The sequence below is a fragment of the Bradyrhizobium sp. CCBAU 53415 genome, assembly GCF_028128735.1.
GTDB lineage: Bacteria > Pseudomonadota > Alphaproteobacteria > Rhizobiales > Xanthobacteraceae > Bradyrhizobium.
The window spans coordinates 306,598-324,617 of sequence record NZ_LBJF01000001.1 but is presented as its reverse complement, the minus strand read 5'-3'; the positions used below and the strand labels follow the sequence as shown (position 1 = coordinate 324,617).

The 18,020-nt window shown below is 63.7% G+C and carries 14 protein-coding genes and 1 tRNA gene; 8 read left to right on the top strand and 7 right to left on the bottom strand.

Features of this window, described 5'->3' with window-relative positions; all coding sequences use genetic code 11:
• Nucleotide 1: 1 nt before the first annotated feature.
• Nucleotides 2–1,066 carry a UDP-glucuronic acid decarboxylase family protein gene (locus tag XH87_RS01380; protein ID WP_271585882.1) on the top strand — a complete coding sequence of 355 codons (1,065 nt, stop codon included), beginning with the start codon at nucleotides 2–4 and terminating at the stop codon, nucleotides 1,064–1,066.
• A 433-nt stretch (nucleotides 1,067–1,499) separates the two neighbouring features.
• Here the strand turns inward: XH87_RS01380 and XH87_RS01375 are convergent.
• The 5 genes from XH87_RS01375 to XH87_RS01355 all read right to left on the bottom strand — a co-directional run bounded on the left by XH87_RS01375 (nucleotide 1,500) and on the right by XH87_RS01355 (nucleotide 6,774).
• Nucleotides 1,500–1,575: transfer RNA gene (locus tag XH87_RS01375), tRNA-Lys, on the bottom strand.
• 167 nt (nucleotides 1,576–1,742) lie between these two features.
• Nucleotides 1,743–2,330 carry a Spy/CpxP family protein refolding chaperone gene (locus tag XH87_RS01370; RefSeq protein WP_271585881.1) on the bottom strand — a complete coding sequence of 196 codons (588 nt, stop codon included), beginning with the start codon at nucleotides 2,328–2,330 and terminating at the stop codon, nucleotides 1,743–1,745.
• 193 nt (nucleotides 2,331–2,523) lie between these two features.
• The gene (locus tag XH87_RS01365; RefSeq protein ID WP_158670313.1) at nucleotides 2,524–3,528 is read right to left on the bottom strand and encodes a TRAP transporter substrate-binding protein; all 1,005 of its coding nucleotides are present in this window, start codon (nucleotides 3,526–3,528) and stop codon (nucleotides 2,524–2,526) included.
• A 228-nt stretch (nucleotides 3,529–3,756) separates the two neighbouring features.
• Nucleotides 3,757–5,319, bottom strand: coding sequence for a 2-isopropylmalate synthase (locus XH87_RS01360; protein WP_035711976.1), 1,563 nt, complete (start codon nucleotides 5,317–5,319; stop codon nucleotides 3,757–3,759).
• 1,194 nt (nucleotides 5,320–6,513) lie between these two features.
• Nucleotides 6,514–6,774 carry a hypothetical protein gene (locus XH87_RS01355; RefSeq protein WP_271585880.1) on the bottom strand — a complete coding sequence of 87 codons (261 nt, stop codon included), beginning with the start codon at nucleotides 6,772–6,774 and terminating at the stop codon, nucleotides 6,514–6,516.
• Between the two features lie 295 nt (nucleotides 6,775–7,069).
• Here XH87_RS01355 and XH87_RS01350 point away from each other — a divergent pair, with 295 nt between their 5' ends.
• The 7 genes from XH87_RS01350 (at nucleotide 7,070) to XH87_RS01320 (ending at nucleotide 16,251) form a co-directional block, all read left to right on the top strand.
• Nucleotides 7,070–8,302, top strand: coding sequence for an SMP-30/gluconolactonase/LRE family protein (locus tag XH87_RS01350; RefSeq protein ID WP_271585879.1), 1,233 nt, complete (start codon nucleotides 7,070–7,072; stop codon nucleotides 8,300–8,302).
• A 548-nt stretch (nucleotides 8,303–8,850) separates the two neighbouring features.
• Complete coding sequence (locus XH87_RS01345) at nucleotides 8,851–10,095, top strand: ABC transporter substrate-binding protein (protein WP_050991008.1); 1,245 nt, start codon at nucleotides 8,851–8,853, stop codon at nucleotides 10,093–10,095.
• Nucleotides 10,096–10,194: 99 nt separating this feature from the next.
• Nucleotides 10,195–11,070: a branched-chain amino acid ABC transporter permease gene (locus tag XH87_RS01340; protein WP_035705840.1), complete on the top strand. Its 876-nt coding sequence runs from the start codon at nucleotides 10,195–10,197 to the stop codon at nucleotides 11,068–11,070.
• Nucleotide 11,071: 1 nt separating this feature from the next.
• Entirely contained in the window at nucleotides 11,072–11,998 is a 927-nt protein-coding gene (locus XH87_RS01335; protein ID WP_035705837.1) for a branched-chain amino acid ABC transporter permease, read from the top strand.
• Entirely contained in the window at nucleotides 11,998–13,479 is a 1,482-nt protein-coding gene (locus XH87_RS01330) for an ATP-binding cassette domain-containing protein (RefSeq protein ID WP_271585878.1), read from the top strand. Before XH87_RS01335 ends, XH87_RS01330 begins: the two co-directional genes overlap by 1 nt.
• Nucleotides 13,480–13,520: 41 nt before the next feature.
• Nucleotides 13,521–14,753 (top strand): ABC transporter substrate-binding protein, encoded by a 1,233-nt coding sequence (locus tag XH87_RS01325; protein WP_271585877.1) that lies wholly within the window; start codon nucleotides 13,521–13,523, stop codon nucleotides 14,751–14,753.
• A 187-nt stretch (nucleotides 14,754–14,940) separates the two neighbouring features.
• Nucleotides 14,941–16,251: an ABC transporter substrate-binding protein gene (locus tag XH87_RS01320; RefSeq protein ID WP_271585876.1), complete on the top strand. Its 1,311-nt coding sequence runs from the start codon at nucleotides 14,941–14,943 to the stop codon at nucleotides 16,249–16,251.
• Between the two features lie 52 nt (nucleotides 16,252–16,303).
• On the opposite strand, the gene XH87_RS01315 is transcribed toward XH87_RS01320, so the two are convergent.
• Nucleotides 16,304–17,473 (bottom strand): Gfo/Idh/MocA family protein, encoded by a 1,170-nt coding sequence (locus tag XH87_RS01315; RefSeq protein WP_271585875.1) that lies wholly within the window; start codon nucleotides 17,471–17,473, stop codon nucleotides 16,304–16,306.
• Between the two features lie 45 nt (nucleotides 17,474–17,518).
• Complete coding sequence (locus XH87_RS01310) at nucleotides 17,519–17,833, bottom strand: septal ring lytic transglycosylase RlpA family protein (RefSeq protein ID WP_035705814.1); 315 nt, start codon at nucleotides 17,831–17,833, stop codon at nucleotides 17,519–17,521.
• Nucleotides 17,834–18,020 lie beyond the last annotated feature (187 nt).

The following is an 18,020-nucleotide window of genomic DNA, read 5'->3' as shown; positions in this document are numbered from 1 at the left end:
CATGACACTGCAAACCCGTATCCCTACGCTTCCCCGCGTGCCGACCGTTCTGATCGCCGGCGGAGCCGGCTTTATCGGCTCGCATCTCTGCGATTCGCTCCTGCAGCGCGGCAACGCCGTGATCTGCCTTGACAATCTGTTCACGGGCAGCATCGACAATATCAGGCCGCTGCTGAACCATCCAAATTTCCGCTTCATCGAGCATGACGTACGCGAGGAGATCGAGATCGGCGCCGAGATCGACCGGATCTACAGCCTCGCCTGCCCCGCCTCGCCCCGGCACTACCAGAAGGATCCGGTCGGCACGATGAAGACGTGCGTCCTCGGCACCATCAACCTGCTCGAGCTCGCGTGCCGGAAGGGTGCTCGCGTCCTGCAAGCCTCCACCAGCGAAGTCTACGGCGATCCCGAGGTGCATCCACAGCCGGAATCCTATCTCGGCAACGTCAACCCGATCGGGCCGCGGGCCTGCTACGACGAGGGCAAGCGCGCTGCCGAAACGCTGATGTTCGACTATCACCGCATGTACGGGACAGAGATCAAGGTCGCGCGCATCTTCAACACCTATGGCCCGCGCATGCTGGAGAACGACGGCCGCGTCGTCTCGAATTTCATCGTGCAGGCGCTCCGCGGCAAGCCGATCACGATATATGGCGGTGGCACGCAGACGAGGAGCTTCTGCTTCGTCGATGATCTCGTGCGGGGCCTCCAACTGCTGATGGAGAGTTCAGCTTCCGTGACCGGCCCCTGCAATCTCGGCAATCCGCACGAGGTCACCATCGAGGCCATAGCGCGCGAGGTCCTGACATACACGGAATCGGCCTCGCCTCTACGCTTCGAGGCGCTGCCGAAGGACGATCCAAAACGCCGCAAGCCCGTCATCGACACCGCCGCCCGCCTGTTGGGGTGGCGCCCTCGCGTCGCACTGCAGGACGGTCTTCAGGCCACGATCGCCTATTTCGCGTTGCGCATCGCGGGTGAGTCAATGCCGCTGGTGCCGGCTCTCGCGTCGCGAAAGAAAGGTCCGGCGCGCGGCTTGCTCAAGATCGCAGATCAAGACCAATGACCTGCTCGTTGGATCGACGCAATATTAGTGACCGTTTGAGAAATGGGCAGCTCACGGTCTCGCCAACCAAGCCGTTGATTTGGTGGGCGCCCCGGGGGTCTAATCTCGGACCCGCTGATTCTGATGCGTGTGTTTCGCAGGAAGATCAAGGGCCGACCCGACCAACCGGGTTCTGGTTCTGCAGCACCCGATACCCGGCGGCGGGCCAAACCGATTGTCCGTTTTGCTCGCCCTAATATCCCATTCTACGACGAGCACGTCGTTGACCTGCGCCATCGAACCTGAGCGCTGTATGAAATCGGGGAAGATGAAAGAAGGAAACATCGCACAGCAATCTGTCCGTGCAATATCATTCACAAGAAACGTCGCACGATACCCGTTTTGTTCTCAAGCGAACATCCGGCGAAGCGACTTGCAAACCAAGGACTTTAAATGGTGGGCGCACCAGGGCTCGAACCTGGGACCCGCTGATTAAGAGTCAGCTGCTCTACCAACTGAGCTATGCGCCCGAAAGGCGGTCAATGCCTTGCGAGGCCGGTCGTTTAGCAAAGCGATCCGGGGATGGCAAGCGATGGGACGCAAGTTTTCCAAGGCTTCGCTCACGAGCCCCCAAATGCGAAAAGCCGCTGGATTCCAGCGGCTTCGCGGAGGTCAATGGCTCAGCAACCCGGCCCGCTCAGAGCCGTCCCTCGCGGTCCCGGTCCGGACCGCCGTCACGGTCGAAATGGTCGCCCCGGAAGTGGTCCATGCCCCGCTCCATCATGCGGTCCATGAAATGGCGGTACCGCGGGCCGTCTTCGCCGTCGCCGAACGGGCCGCGGTGGCGGGTCAGCACGGCGAGACGCCGTTTCTGGCCCTCATCCAGGGTCTTGTAGAGCGGATCGGCGGCATCGGCGATCTTTTTCAGGGCTGCGGAGCTGGCGCCCATGTCCTCGGCGCGCTGGCGCAGGCGGGCGACCGGATCTTCCGGCTTGTCGGCGTCACCGGAACCCGCGTTCATCCGCGCATTGGCCCGATCGATGCGCAGCTTGGCGAACTCCCGCACGGCGGCCTCGACCGGAGGCCACAGCTTCTCCTGATCGGCGTTGAGCTTCAGCCCGGCATGGACGGCGGCGATCCGCGCGTCGACGAAGGCGGCGCGGTCCTCGGGGTTCACGCGCATGTGGCGGGCGTGCTCCATCCATGGACGATGATATTGGGCATAGACCGCGCCCGAGCCGGCGATGCTGAGCACGGCGATGGCTGCGATGGTGAACTTCTTCATACGGACCTCCTCTGGAAGGATGTCCCGAGGATGAGCGCGGCGCGGCTGGGGCGCAACTTACAACTTGGACAGGGAGCGTGCTGTCACGAAGATGTAGCGGCAGATTTTACCTCCAGCCGCGATCGGAAATCATTTGCAGCAAAAAGGCTTCCGTGCGGACCGCACGGAAGCCTTCGTTCATCGTCCGTTGGGATCAGTTCGTCGTGCTCTTCGCTTCCTTCAGGAACTCGTCGATCAGCGGCTGGCCGACGCGGCCCGCGGCGTCCTTGTAGACCGGCTCCATCGCCTTGCGCATCGCCTCGTTCTGCTCCGCGGTAAGCTTGATGATCTCGCTCTTGCCGCTCTTCTTGATCTCTGCGAGCGCGTCGTCATTCTCCTTCTGCGACTGCGCGTTGCCGAATTCGGTGGCTTCCTTCATCGCCTTGGTGAGCTGGTCGCGGATGTCGGCCGGCAGATCGTCCCAGAACTTCTTGTTCACGATCACGACGTAGCCAATATAGCCGTGATTGGTCTCGGTGATGTACTTCTGCACCTCGTGCATCTTCTGGGTATAGATGTTCGACCAGGTGTTCTCCTGGCCATCGACCACGCCGGTCTGCAGCGCCTGGTAGACTTCCGAGAACGCCATCACCTGCGGCAGCGAGCCGAGCGCCTTGAACTGGGCCTGAAGCACGCGCGAGGACTGGATGCGGAACTTGACGCCCTGATAGTCGGCGGGCGTGATCAGCTTCTTGTTGGCGCTCATCTGCTTGAAGCCGTTGTCCCAATAGGCAAGGCCGGTGATGCCCTTGGCATCCAGCAGCTTGAGCAGCTTCGTGCCGAGCGGGCCTTCCGTCACCTTCCGCAGCGTCTTCAGGTCGGGCAGGATGTAGGGCAGATCGAACACCTCGAACTCGCGGATGCCGAGCGGTCCGAACTTGGAATTGGACGGCGCCAGCATCTGCACGCTGCCGAGCTGCAGCGCCTCGAGCTCTTCCTTGTCCTTGTACAGCGTCGAGTTCGGGTAGACCTCGACCTTGACCTTGCCGCCGGTGTACTTCTCGGCGAGCTCCTTGAATTTCTCCGCCGCCTTGCCCTTCGGCGTGTCGGTGGCGACGACATGGCTGAATTTGATGATGATCGGCGATTGGGCCGATGCCGGCCCGGCCAGCCCGAGTGCCAATGCCGCGATGGACGCGGCGATCGCGAAGGTGCGCATAATCTCTCCCTGTTGTTATCTAAGCCGCCCGGCGCGCGGGCGGCCCGTCCTCATGCCGACGGCATCCATACAGGCCGCCGGACCGCGCTGCTATTGGCCGTTAGCAGGGCAGCCATTCGCCGCAACCAGCGCCGTCATTCCGGGATGGTCCGAAGGACCAGACCTCAGGTGCGCGATTGCGCATCATAGTTCTGGCTTCGCGAGCCCCGGAATGACGAGCTTCGCTTGTCAGCTCGCCGCCGCCGTCGTCACGGTGTCGCGCTGGCGCTTCATGACGATCTTGTTGAGCGCGCCGAGATAGGCCTTGGCCGAGGCCACCAGCGTATCCGGATCCGCCGCGCGCGCGGTCATCGAGCGGCCGTCCTGCGACAGGCGCACCGAGACCTCGGCCTGCGCGTCGGTACCTTCGGTGACGGCGTGGACCTGATACAGCTCAAGCTTGGCCTCGTGCGGCACCAGGCGCTTGATGCAGTTGAACACCGCGTCCACCGGACCGTTGCCCTCGGCTTCCTCGATCCTGATCTGGCCGTCGACGTCCAGCTTCATGGTCGCACGCTGCGGGCCGTGGGTGCCGGCGATCACGGTCAGCGAGGTCAGCTTGATGCGGTCGTGGGATGCCGCCATCTCCTCGTCGACCAATGCCTCGATGTCCTCGTCGTAGATGTCCTTCTTGCGGTCGGCCAGCGCCTTCATCCGCGTGAACGCATCCTCCAGCTGGTTCGGGCCGAGCTTGTAGCCCATCTCCTCCAGCTTGTGCACGAAGGCATGGCGGCCGGAATGCTTGCCGAGCACCAGCGAAGACTGCTTCAGGCCCACCATCTCCGGCCGCATGATCTCGTAGGTGGAAGCATCCTTCAGCACGCCATCCTGGTGGATGCCGCTCTCGTGCGCGAAGGCATTCCGGCCGACGATGGCCTTGTTGTACTGCACCGGAAACGAGGTTGCCGCCGATACCAGCTTCGAGGCGCGGGTCAGCTGGGTGGTGTCGATCCTGTTCCAGTAGGGGAATTTGTCGTTGCGCACGTTGATCGCCATCACGATCTCTTCGAGCGCGGCGTTACCGGCGCGCTCGCCGATGCCGTTGATGGTGCACTCGACCTGACGCGCGCCGCCGACGATGCCGGCCAGCGAGTTCGCCACCGCCATGCCGAGGTCGTTATGGCAGTGCACGGAGAAGATGGCCTTGTCCGAATTCGGCACGCGCTCGATCAGCGTCTTCATGAAGTGGGTGTATTCCTCCGGCACCGTGTAGCCGACGGTGTCGGGAATGTTCACCGTGGTGGCGCCGGCCTTGATCACGGCCTCGACGATGCGGCAGAGAAAATCCATCTCGCTGCGGGTGCCGTCCTCGGCCGACCATTCGACATCGTCGATCTGGTTGCGGGCGCGGGCGACCATGGCGACCGAGGTCTCGAGCACTTCTTCCGGCGTCTTGTTCAACTTCACCCGCATGTGCAGCGGCGAGGTCGCGATCACGGTGTGAACGCGGCCGCGCTTGGCGAATTTCACGGCTTCGGCGCAGCGGTCGATGTCGGCGGGATGGGCGCGCGACAGGCCGGCGATGACCGAATTCTTGGAGCGGCGGGCGATCTCGCTAACCGCCTCGAAGTCACCCTGCGAGGTGATCGGGAAGCCGGCCTCGATGACGTCGACGCCCATATCGTCCAAGAGCTCGGCGACCTCGAGCTTCTCCTCGAAGGTCATGGTGGCGCCGGGGCACTGCTCGCCGTCGCGCAGCGTGGTGTCGAAAATGATGACGCGGTCCTTCTCGGACTTGTTCTGCGTGGCCATTTCTAGAATTCCTTTTGAGCGTTTGCGCCGTTCAGACCGTTTCGTCCCTTGGCGCTTGAGGTGTCCGGTGATCTCGACAAACCCCTGAGCGCCCAGGCGCATGGCGCCCAGCCGGCCCTCAGGGGCAAGTAAGAAGAAGGCCGCCAATAAGGAGGGTGGGCAGCAAGGCGGCCGGGATCGTGGCGGCGGCCCGAGCCACCTCCCCCGAAATCCCCTCGATTTGGCCGCGAATCAGCATTGCCAGACCCTTTGAGCCCCGAAATCCTCGGCGAAAACCGTTGACGGTTGGTTGCCGGGAGGCTCGCGACCCGTTTTTAGACGAGAAATGGCGGTAACTGCAACGCCAAAAGATGGGTCAAGGAGGCTGACCTGGTTGCAGCGGGACATTGGCGTCGCTCCCGATTCACATTTCCGAATTGCAGGCACAGCTTTTCCTTCCCGCGGCGCCTCGCGCCCGAGTCTTGCGCTTCGTCTTGCGCTTCGCGTCACGCCCTCATCTGGAAAGGGCGCAGGGAAGGCCGGGCGCCGGCTGGCACCCATAAGACCCCTGCGCCGAACGAATGCACGCGCAATGCACAGGGGAGACACAGGGCAGCCGAAACCAGGCCTTCCCTGCGCGATGGTTTGACGGCGTATGGCGCGCTCTCCCCGGAGACGAGTTCCTGCTTGCCTCCGTCACCTCGCGAATTGACGATGCTTGCGACCCGGTCGGGCCCCAGCGCATCTCCGCAAGGCTTGGCTGTAGCAACGACAGCCAGGACCACGCGATTTGGCCGTACGCAAGACGACCCGGCTTCGCCCGAAGGCCTCCCCGGATCCAGGCGCCGTTCGTCCGCACGCCGCCGGGATCTCACGGGGTTCATCCCGCCCTGCTCCCGCATCTCGTGCACGACGCTCCCGCGTCCACCGCAGCCCGATCCGCGGCTCGTGACGACGTACGACCGCCCCTCATCACCGGATCAGGATGGGCTGAGAATGCGACAAATCAGAAATTCTGTAAAGGCGAATATTTTGACACAGGTCGGTTGACCCAGCGGTCGCGTGTTTTGCCCGTCGGGCAACGCAAGCCCTTGTAGATCCGCATGGAGCGCAAGCGGAATGCGGGGTCGCTGCCGGAGACGCAAGCGGTCCAGGATTGCGATTCGCTCCATCCGGACTACGAAGGCTGAGCGGGCTGCGAGGACTCCGAACGATCTATCCCGCGCGGCGGGCGCGGGCCCTGCTCTCCCAGCGATCGAGCATTTGACCGAGCTCGCCGGTGACCACGGCTGCCGTGGCGGCGCGTGCGATCTCGTTGGTGTTGGCCGGCGCGTTGGCGGGGAGCCAATCCGGCTCACTGTACTCGCGCCAGCGGCGTGCTTCCGCACGTCGTTTGCTGGAGATGAACTCGCGGGTGAAATAGCCGGCCGCGAACGCGATTCCGAGCAACACGATCAATACGATGACGCCAGCCACGATCAACTCCGTCCATCGCCCCCGGCCGTCTTCTGCGCGGCAATATGTGCGAAATCAAGGCTCAAAATGGGTCGAATGCGTCTACGTGCCGGGCTTTGCCGCAAGCAAATTTCTGCTCGAGCTCGCGGAACAATCTTGCGATTTGTGGGTGGCGCACGCACGCGCCGAATGTGACGGGATTGCGACCAGAGCTCGGAGCTCGCGATTCCACCCTCGCAACCAGCCATAGACCGCATTAACCTTCACACCTGCTCGGCCGGATCAACCGGCCAGCGAACATGATCGGGAGGACGCGATGACACGCCAGGAGGCTCGTGACCACGAGCAGCGTGACCAGGATGCTGCGCTTTCACGACGAACACTCGTCCGGGGACTTACGCTCGGCGCCATGGCGACCGTGGCCGGCCCGGCGCTGGCCCAGACCGGGCCTGCCGCCCCGCCGACGACGATTACGACCCCGCCGCGCGACTTCGGCCCTCGGGGCGCGCCGACCACTTATTTCTGGGATCCCGACATCATCGCGGTCGATCCGTCCTTCAATGATCTCGCGCAGCCCAACACCGCGATCAAGCGGCTCTACACCGGAGTGCTGTGGGCCGAAGGCCCGGCGTGGAGCGCGCAAGGCCGCTATCTGTTGTGGAGCGACATTCCCAACAACCGGCAGATGCGCTGGAGCGAGGACGACGGCCGCGTCAGCCTATTCCGCTCGCCTTCCAACAATTCCAATGGCAACTCCTTCGACTTCCAGGGCCGCCAGCTCTCCTGCGAACACCTGACGCGGCGGGTGACGCGTTACGAGCATGACGGCACGGCCACCGTGCTGGCCGATTCCTATCAGGGCAAGCGGCTGAACTCGCCGAACGACATCGCTGCGCATCCCGACGGCAGCTACTGGTTCACCGATCCGCCCTATGGCGGTCAGCTCTATGAGGGTGAGCCCGACGTCGGCGGCGGCCCGAGCAATGCGGGCGGCAAGCTCAATCCGCGGATCGGACAGCCGGCCGGCTTCGTGCCGGGCAAGCGCGAACTGCCGACCAACTGCTATCGCATCGATCCCTCGGGCCGCATCGACCTCGTCGTTACCGAGGACCAGGTGCCCGACCCGAACGGCCTCTGCTTCTCGCCCGACTACAAGAAGCTCTACATCGCCTCCACCGGCAAAGGGCCGGGGGACACCGGACCCGGCGGCAAGGGCGAGATCTTCGTGTTCGACGTCGGCAGCGACAACAAGCTGTCCAACCTCAAGAAGTTCAGCGATTGCGTGATCGACGGCGTGAAGTGCGGACCGGATGGCCTGCGCTGCGACGTCAACGGCAATCTCTGGGCCTCCAGCAATGCCGGCCGCGCCGTCGGCTACAGCGGCGTCACGGTGTGGTCGCCGGAGGGCAAGCTGCTCGGCCGCATTCGCCTGCCGGAGGTCTGCGGCAACATCACCTTCGGTGGGCCCAAGCGCAACCGCCTGTTCATGGCCGCTAGCCAGTCGCTCTATGCGGTGTTCACGGCGACGCAAGGCGCCGGGCCGGGCTGAAAGAGGCGAGACAAAAGCAGGCGGCGGCGTGAACCGTCGGCGCCTGAATATTTCCAGTCGTGGCGATCGAAAAGGTCTGCTTTCCGGCCGGCCAGGCATGACGGACTCTCTTCGATCGAACAGAGTGTACGGCAGCGGACATCTCCCTGCATTGCGACCGGAGAATTGAGCAACCTTCAGGACCCGAGGTCCGCGAAGTGCTCGCAGCTGATTGCCGGGATCGGCACGCGACATCGGTCTGTCGCCGCTAAATCCTGCCAGGCACCGACCGAGCGGTCGCTGCTGCAAGCACGAAAAGCTGATCGGCTGCCGCCAGCGCGATTAGAAACCTTAGAGCGCGATGAACGTTGCGCCTCCGAACCATGGCGCATGCCCCTCGTCGAAATCTGCATGCCTGCTGCCGACCAGCATACACTCTATCTGCGCATTCTAGACTTTAGTCCCGCTCCCACAATCATGAATGCGGTTTCACTTGCCGAGAATGCCTCCGCCGTTATAGTCCCGGCCCAATAGCTCAAAAGAGGCTTGTTTAAGAGGAGAGAAACAAAATGAAAAACATACTCCCTGGTGCATTGCGGATATCGCTTGGTGCGGCAGCCGTCGGTGCGATGATCACCGCGTCCGGCGCGGCCAAAGCGGCAGATCCGATCAAGATCGGCGTGATCGCGGAAGCGCAGGCGATTGCCGGCGCATCCATTCCGCAGGCGGCGCAGCTCGCAGCGGACGAGATCAATGCGAAAGGCGGCGTCGAAGGCCGCAAGATCGAAATCGTCTCCTACGACAATCACTCCTCCTCGGCAGATTCGGTGCGGGCGTTTCAGCGCGCCGTCAACGAGGACAAGGTCAACATCGTCATCGCGAGTTATATCAGCGAGGTCGTGCTGGCGCTCGAGCCCTGGGCTTCGCGGCTGAAGACGCCGTTCGTCACGCCTGGCGCAGCATCAAACGAAATCAGCAAGAGCGTCCATAGCGACTACGCGAAGAACAAGTATACTTTCCACGGCTATCTGACCTCAGCGGCACTGGCGCTTTCGGTCTGCGATGCCGCCAAGGATCTGCTCGTCGACAAGATGCACATGAAGTCGGCGGTGATCATGAGCGAAGACGCCGCCTGGACCAAGCCACTCGACGCCGGCTACGAGGAATGTCTGCCCAAGATCGGGCTGAAGGTGCTGGACCACGTCCGCTTCTCGCCGGACACCACCGACTTCACGCCGATCTTCAACAAGATCGAGGGATCCAAGCCTGATGTCATCATCACCGGCATCTCCCATGTCGGCGTGCAGCCCACGGTGCAGTGGAAGAACCAGCAGGTGCCGATCCCGATGTTCGGCATCTCCTCGCAGGCGACCAACGAGACCTTCGGCAAGGACACCAACCAAGCCGCCGAGGGCGTGCTCTACCAGGGCGTCTCGGGTCCCGGCGTCGCGGTGACGCCGAAATCAGTCCCGTTCGCGGAGAACTTCAGGAAGAAGTTCGGCAACTATCCCTCCTATGCCGGCTACACCGCCTATGACGAGGTCTACTACATCGCTGACGCGGTGAAGCGGGCGGGCTCGACTGACGCCGATAAGCTCGTCGATGCGCTGGAGAAGACCGACTGGGAAGGCACGATCGGCCGCGTCCAGTTCTACGGCAAGGACGATCCGTTCACCCACTCGATCAAGTACGGCAAGGGCCTGATCACCGGGCTGATGCTGCAATGGCAGGACGGCAAGCAGATCGCGGTCTGGCCCAAGGACGTCGCGAAGGCCGACATCAAGTTTCCGAGCTTCGTCAAGCTCAGCAACTAGCCGACACAGCTCCCGGGCCGACCTCCCCGGGAGCCTTCCCGCTTGCGTCCCCGCACGTTCCTCGAAGCGGCAGTTTGACTGCCACCCGGCCAATCATCAATGCGAGCCTTCCAGATCTTGATCGATGGCTTTGCCATCAGCGCTCTCTACGCCCTCGGTGCCACCGGCTTTACCCTGATCTTCGGCGTCTCGGGCGTGCTCAACCTCTCCCACGGTGCCATCATGGTCGCGGCAGCGGTGGCGGCCTGGGCCGCGGCCAGCGTGCTTGGCGTCGGCACCTATGCCGGCGCGCTGATCGGAGTGGCGGTCGCCCTCCTCACGGCGTTTGCCACCTATTTCGCGGTGGTCAAGCCGATCCAGGATTCCCGGCGCATTCCCAATGAGGAGAAGGAGATTTTCGTTCTCACGGGAACGCTGCTCTGGGGCATCATGATCCAGGAGCTGATCGCCTATTTCTTCACCAACAACGCCAAGACCGTGCTGCCGATCGTCGAGGGCGTCGTCGAGATCCTCGGCGTCCGCACGCCGCAAAACGAGATTTTTACGGCGATCGTATGCTGCCTCGTGATCGCGCTGCTGTGGCTTCTGGTGAACCGCACCCGCACCGGCAAAGCCGTGCTGGCGGCCTCGATGAACCCGCGTGGCGTCACGCTGCTCGGGCTCGAGCTCACCAACATCTACATCGTGGTATGGGCGATCTACGGCATTCTCGCCGGCATCGCCGGCGTGCTGCTCGGCATGTTCCTCGGCGTCAGCTCCTACAGCGTCGGCCCATTGACGGCGAGCGCGTTCTCGATCGTCGTGCTTGGCGGCCTCGGCAGCGTCTCCGGCTCGCTGATCGCCGCCTTCGTGGTCGGCTATCTCGAGACGCTGACGGCCTACCTCGTCTCGCCGGCCTATCGCACCATCCCGGCGCTGCTGCTGCTCGTGTTCGTGATGTACATCCGGCCTCAAGGCCTGCTGGGAAGGCGCTGAGATGTCCACCTTCTTCACCTCGCGCCTCTTCTTCATCTCGATCGCGCTCGTCCTCATTGCGGCAACGCTGCCGCTCTATGTCTCCGGTTACGTGCTCGGGCTGCTGACCGTCGCCTTCTATTTCGGCGTGTTCGCGATGGCCTGGGATCTGTTGTTCGGCTTCGCAGGCGAAGTGAATTTCGGGCCGACCTTCCTGATCGGCGTCGGCGCCTACACCGCCGGCATCCTGAATGCCCAGTTCGGCTGGTCGGTCTATCTCTGTATCGTGCTGGGAGCGCTCGCCTCCGTGATTGCCGGCCTCGTGCTGGCGCTGCCGGCGCTGCGCGTGCGCGGTCCGTATTTCGGTCTGACCACGCTGGTCGCGGTGCTGATGCTGCAGAACTTCATCGTCGTTTTCGCCGACCTCACCGGCGGCGAGATCGGGCTCACCATCCCCGACGTCATCAGCATCAACGCCGGCACCAACTACTGGATCGCGCTCGGCTTCATGACCATTTCGGCGGCCATCCTCTACGGCCTGTCGCAATCGCCGATCGGACTCGTGCTGCAGGCGAGCGGCCAGGACCCGGTGCAGGCCGGCGCGCTCGGCTTCAACATCGTCAAGCACAAGCTCGCCGCCTTCATCGTCAGCGCGTTCTTCTCGGGGCTGTCGGGCGCGCTGCTGGTGTTCTACTTCGGCACCGCCTCGGTCGGCACCGTCGTCGACGTTGCCGTGGGCGTCAACGTGATCGTTGCAGCGGTGCTCGGCGGCCGGCGCACCGTGCTTGGCGCGGCGCTCGGGGCGATCTTCCTGATCGTCGCCGGCGAGTTCCTGAGGCCGACCGGCGAACTCGCGACCTTCATCGTCTCGGCGGTCGCCTTGCTCGTCGTGCTGTTCTTCCCCGGCGGCTTCTTAGGGGCGGCCCTCTCGCGCGAGGCGCGTTCGTGATGGATATGAGGCTTTCAAACAGGGCCGTGCTCGAAGTCCGCGGATTGACCAAGCGCTTCGGCGGCCTGACCGCGGTGAAGAATCTCGGCTTCGAGGTCAACAGCGGCGAGATCTTCGGCCTGATCGGGCCGAACGGCTCCGGCAAGTCGACCGCGATGAAGAGCGTGATGGGCATCGAGCGCCCGACTGCGGGCGAGGTGATCTTCGAAGGCGAGAACGTCGCCGGCCTGCCCGCGCACAAGATCGCGCGCAAGGGCTTTGGCATGGTGTTCCAGCACTCGCGGCCGCTGAACCGGCAGACCGTGCTGGAGAACATTCTGGTCGCGCTGCTGCCGGACAGCCTGTTCATGCTGTTTCCGGACAAGGCGCTGGTCGAGCGCGCCAAATGGATCGCCGAGCGCGTCGGGCTCGGCGACGTGATGAACCGCCGCCCGCCAACGCTGCCCTTCGCGGACCTGCGCCGGCTGGAGCTTGCGAAAGCGATCGCGCGCGACCCCAAAGTCGTTCTGGTCGACGAACCCTTCGCCGGGCTGACAAGGGCCGAGGTCGACATCTTCTCCGAGCTGATCCGAAGTTTCCGCGACGAGGGCCGCGCGGTAATGCTCGTCGACCACAACGTCAAGAGCGTCGCCGCGCTGGTCGACCGCGTGCTCGCGATGTATCTCGGCGAGGAGATCGTCACCGGCAAGGCCGAGGACGTGATGAAGAACGAGACGGTGCGGAAGGTCTATCTCGGCGGCGCCCTGGAGACCCATGCGCGGCCCGAGACCGGCTTCAGGGACAAGGTGCCCTTGCTTCAGGTCGAGAACGTCAGCGTATTCTACGGCAAGGCGCAGGCGCTGGAGAACGTCTCGATCCACGTTCACGAGGGCGAGTTCGTCTCCATCGTCGGTCTCAACGGCGCCGGCAAGACCACGCTGTTCAACACCATCTCCGGCTTCCTGCCCTATACCGGCGAGATCGTGCGCGGCGGCGACAGACTGCGCGGCACCAGTCCGGCGAAGATTGCCCGCAGCGGTCTCGTGCAGTGTCCGGAATCGCGCGAGCTGTTCGGCGAAATGAGCGTGCGGGAGAACCTCGATCTCGGCGGACAGCATTTGTCCGACGACGAGCGCGCCAAGCAGCTTGCCTGGCTGTTCGAGCTGTTCCCGATCCTGAAGGAGCGCCAGGGCCAGATGGCCCAGACGCTCTCGGGCGGCGAGCAGCAGATGCTGGCGATCGGCCGCGCGCTGATGATGCAGCCGCAGATCCTGATCCTGGACGAGCCGACGCTCGGCCTTGCCCCCGTCATCCTCGAGCAATTGTCCAAGGCGCTGGAGAAGCTGCGGCAGACCGCGGCGATCACGGTGCTGCTCGGCGAGCAGAACGTCACCTTCGCGCTGCCACATGCCGACCGCGTCTACGTGCTGGAGCATGCCAGGATCGTCTGGGAGGGCGATCCCGGCCGCTTCGCCAGCGAGGCCGGCGCAGATTTTCTCTAGTTCGTACGTCTCAATAGCAAAACAACGAAAGGGAAACGACCATGCGACCTTCAGTTCTCGGCAGCCTGCTCACCTCCGCGCTGGTGCTGTGCTTCGCGGCGCCCGCCTACGCGCAGTCGAACGACCCGATCAAGATCGGCGTCATCGCCGAGGTTCAGTCGATCGCGGGCGCGGCAACGCCGGGCGGCGCGCAGATCGCGGCCGACGAGATCAACGCCAAGGGCGGCATTCTCGGCCGCAAGGTCGAGATCGTCACCTACGACAACAAGAGCTCCTCGGCGGATTCCGTGCGCGCCTTTCAGCGCGCGGTGAGCGAGGACAAGGTGTCCGCCGTGATCGCGAGCTATATCAGCGAGGTGGTGCTGGCGCTGGAGCCCTGGGCGGCGCGGCTGAAGATGCCGCTGATCACGCCCGGCGCCGCCTCGAACGAGATCACCAAGGCGATCCACAACGATTACGAGAAGAACAAGTACACGTTTCACGGCTATCTGACCTCGGCCGCTCAGGCCCAGCTCGTCTGCGACGCCGCCAAGGACCTCCTGGTCGACAAGCTCAAGTTCAAGACCGTCGCGATCATGAGCGAGGACGCTGCGTGGACCAAGCCGCTCGACGTCGGCTACGAAGCCTGCCTGCCCAAGGCGGGTCTCAAGGTCGTCGAGCACGTCCGCTTCTCGCCCGATACCACCGACTTCACGCCGATCTTCAACAACATCGAGGCCAAGAAGCCCGACGTGATCGTCACCGGCATCTCGCATGTCGGCGTGCAGCCGACGGTGCAGTGGAAGAACCAGCAGGTGCCGATCCCGATGTTCGGCATCAGCGCGCAGGCGTTGAGCCCGACCTTCTGGAAGGACACCAATGGCGCCGCCGACGGCATCCCCTCGCTTGCAGTGGCAACGCCCGATGTGGCCGTCACCCCCAAGACGAAGCCGTTCGCAGCGGCGTTCAAGGCCAAGTTCGGCAGCGCGCCGGCCTATACCGGCTATACCGCCTATGACGAGGTCTACATGATCACCGACGCGATCAAGCGCGCCGGTTCGACCGATCCCGACAAGATGGTCGCCGAGCTCGAGAAGACCGATTACGAGGGCACGATCGGCAAGATCCAGTTCTACGGCAAGAACGACGAGTTCACCCACGGCATCAAGTCGGGGCCGGGCACCGTCACCGGCCTCGTCTTCCAGTGGCAGGATTCCAAGCAGGTCGTGGTCTGGCCCGAGAAGATCGCCGAGGGCAAGCTCAAGTTTCCCGACTTCGTGAAGCTGTCGCAGTAGCCGGTTCGTACCGACGTCAGGCCCATCGCTCCGCAGGGAGCGGTGGGCCTCTTTCGTCTTTCGCAGATGCGTTGTACGGCGGCGCACCGCGTGTCGACCTTTCGCCATGTTGACTTTCCGCCGCCCCCCTCCCCATACTTCGCAAAAAACAACAACCAATCATAAGACGGTTTTGAGGGAGGATAGGATGCCGACTTCACGCAGGCAGCTGCTGAAGAGCTCGGCGGCTGCCGCCGCCGCACTCAGCTTCGATTGGACACGGGCCCAGGCGCAAGCCGAGAATTTGCGCATCGGCCTGATCTACGACCTCACCGGCCCGTTCGCCGCCGGCGGCTCGGTCGCCTCGTCGATCGGCGCGCAGATCGCGATCGATCTCGTCAACGAGAAGGGCGGTATCGGCGGCAAGACCAAGGTTGCTCCAGTCGCCGCGGATTCCCAGAGCAAGCCCGACGTTGCGATCAACGAGGCCGAACGCCTGATCAGCCAGGAGAAGATCGACATCCTCAACGGCGTCTATGCGAGCTCGCATGCGGTGCCGCTCGCGGCCAAGGTCGAGCAGCAGAAGAAGATCCTCTGGATCACGACCGCGGTCTCGACCGCCGTATTCAAGGACAAGAACCTGCAATACGTGTTTCGCGCGCAAATCCATTCGGATCAATACGGGCAGGCCTTTGCAAGCTTCATCAACGAGCATGCGAAAGCCAAGCTCGGCATGGACCGCAAGGACGTCAAGGTCGCGCTGATCCACGAGGACGGCCCCTACGGCGTCGGCGTCGCCACGGCCGACGAAGCCTATGCCAAGCAGGCCGGCATCCAGGTCGTGCTGCGTGAAGGCTACTCGGCCTCGGCGCCCGACCTCTCAGTGCTCGTCACGAAGATCAAGCGCGCCAAGGCCGACGTGATCTCGCATGCCGGCTACAACCCTGATATCACCCTGTTCCTGCGCCAGGCGCGCGAGAGCGGCCTGCGCTTCAAGATGCTGTTCGGGGCCGGCGCCGGCTACAGCCAGCTCGACAAGCTGCGCGCGACTTTCGGGGCCGATATCGACAATTTCTGCAACATCGACCCGGTGCCGGCGCAGCTGCTCGATCCCGCCAAGCTCGCGCCGGGCATGGGCGATCTGATCAAGACCATGGTCTCGCGCTACCAGGCCAAGACCGGCGCCACCGACGTGCCGCCACACTGCTCGATGGGCTTCAACCAGACCTGGGTGCTGCTCAACAACGTGCTGCCGGTGGCCAAGGAGAAGTACGGCAGCTTCGAGCCCGAGGCTGTCCGCAAAGCGGCGCTCGACGTCGACATTCCCGCCGGCGGCACCATCCAGGGTTACGGCGTCAAGTTCTTCCCGCCGGGCACGCCGCTCTCCGGCCAGAACGAACGCTCGACGCCGGTGGTGATGCAGAACGCGGGCGAGCATATCTCGGTGGTGTGGCCGACCAACATCAGGACAAAGGACCCGGTATTCCCGCTGCCGAAGGGCTCGACCTACGGGGCATAGGGGGCGGCGCGCTGCATCCTCCCCTCCAGGGCAGGGTAAGAGAAGCGCGCGCCTACAGCACAACCCTTCTCCCCTCCTCCGCCGCCCAATAGCCGGCGTAGTTCACCTTGATCGTCTCATAGGCGAGCGCGAGGTCCGACAGCGGCTGTCGTCCGGTCGCGACGCATTCCATGAAATCCTGGATCTCCTGGAGATAGCCGCGCGTCCATTCCTCCTCGAGACAGACATATTGCCAGCCGGTCTTGCGGTCGACTTTTTCGGTGATGTAGACGCCCGCGAGCTTTTCCTCGCTGGTCTGATAGCTCATCAGATGCGTGTTCGGGGTGATGTTGGCGAACAGCGAGCCGCCACTCGTATAGGTCTCGATCAGATTGCGCACGCCGCCCATGATCATGTCGCCGGAGAATACGGTGGCCTTGGTGCCATCGGAGAAGGTCGCCGTGAGCGTGCCCCAATCCTCGACGTCGACGGGATTGGCCTTGATGTAGCTGCGCTCTTCGGGCTTGAGGCCGGCTGTGACGTTGCCGACGTCGCAAGTGACGCTGGCGACGCGGATGCTCTCGCCGCGCGCCTTGGCCTCCACCTGCTTCAAATAGAGCACGGCGGAAAGTGGATGGCAGCCCATGCGGATCAGCGAGCCGCCGCCGGTCATCGTCCATTGCGCGGCATGGGCCGCGTGCGAGCCGGAATGGCTTTCCTCGCCCTTCATGAACAGGATCTTGTCCCTGGTCGCCTTGATGATCTCCGCGGTCTTGGTCACCGCCGGCGCGTAGATCCAGTCCTCGGCATACATGAAGAGTCTTCCTGTCCGCTCGATCGCGGCGCGCGTCGCGTCCATCTCTTCCAGCACGCGCTCATACATCAGCGCCTTCGGCACGTGCTTGCCGATCGGCTGCTCGTCGCCCTCGCGGCCGAAATAGCCAGCGAAAGGCTTTTCGCAGATCACATGCTTGCCGGCCTGCATCGCGCCGACGATCATCCCGGCATGAAGACTGGGCGGCGTGCAGATGTCGACGACGTCGATATCTGCGTCCGCGATCAGATCGGCGAAGCTGCGATGGACGCGCGGGATATCGTGCCGATCAGCGAACTCAACGACGTGGTCGCCACGCGCCGCAACCGCTACGACCACGACGTCCACGCCGTAGACGCGCCGGAACGCATACATGTGCAGCTCCGACACGAAGCCGCAGCCGACGAGTCCCACCCTTATCCTGGCCATGGCGCCCCCCTTGCTTTGGGGCGGCACTATAGCGCGCTCAGACGCCTATTCCACCGAGACCCGCACCACGCCCGCGCTCATCATGCCGAGCGCGCGGGCGGCCGGCACCGAGAGATCGACGATGCGCCCGCGGATGAAGGGACCGCGATCGTTGACGCGGCATTGGATCGTGCGCCCGCTATAGGACACCCTAAGCACGCTGCCGAACGGGCGCGTGCGATGGGCGCAGGTCAACTCGCCGCCTCTGCCGGCCTTCCCGTATCCGTAATAGGAGGCGAGCCCGCTTTCGGCATTTGCAACCGACATGAAGGCAAGAGACGAAGTTACGAGACCAAGCAATAGTGTTGGCTGCGCTCGCACGGCACCGCTCCCCGGTTGGCCTGCCCGGCGCTGCAACGTCGCTTTGTTCCCAAAGGTTCCTGGAAGATCGCCGGTCGATGGGCGGCGGTGCCATCACACATTGTTACCGTTCGTGAAGAACCAGCCTGCAACCAGCCTGCGGACTTCGATGCTCTGCATCTGCCGAACGGGCCTTGGTCAAATCGAC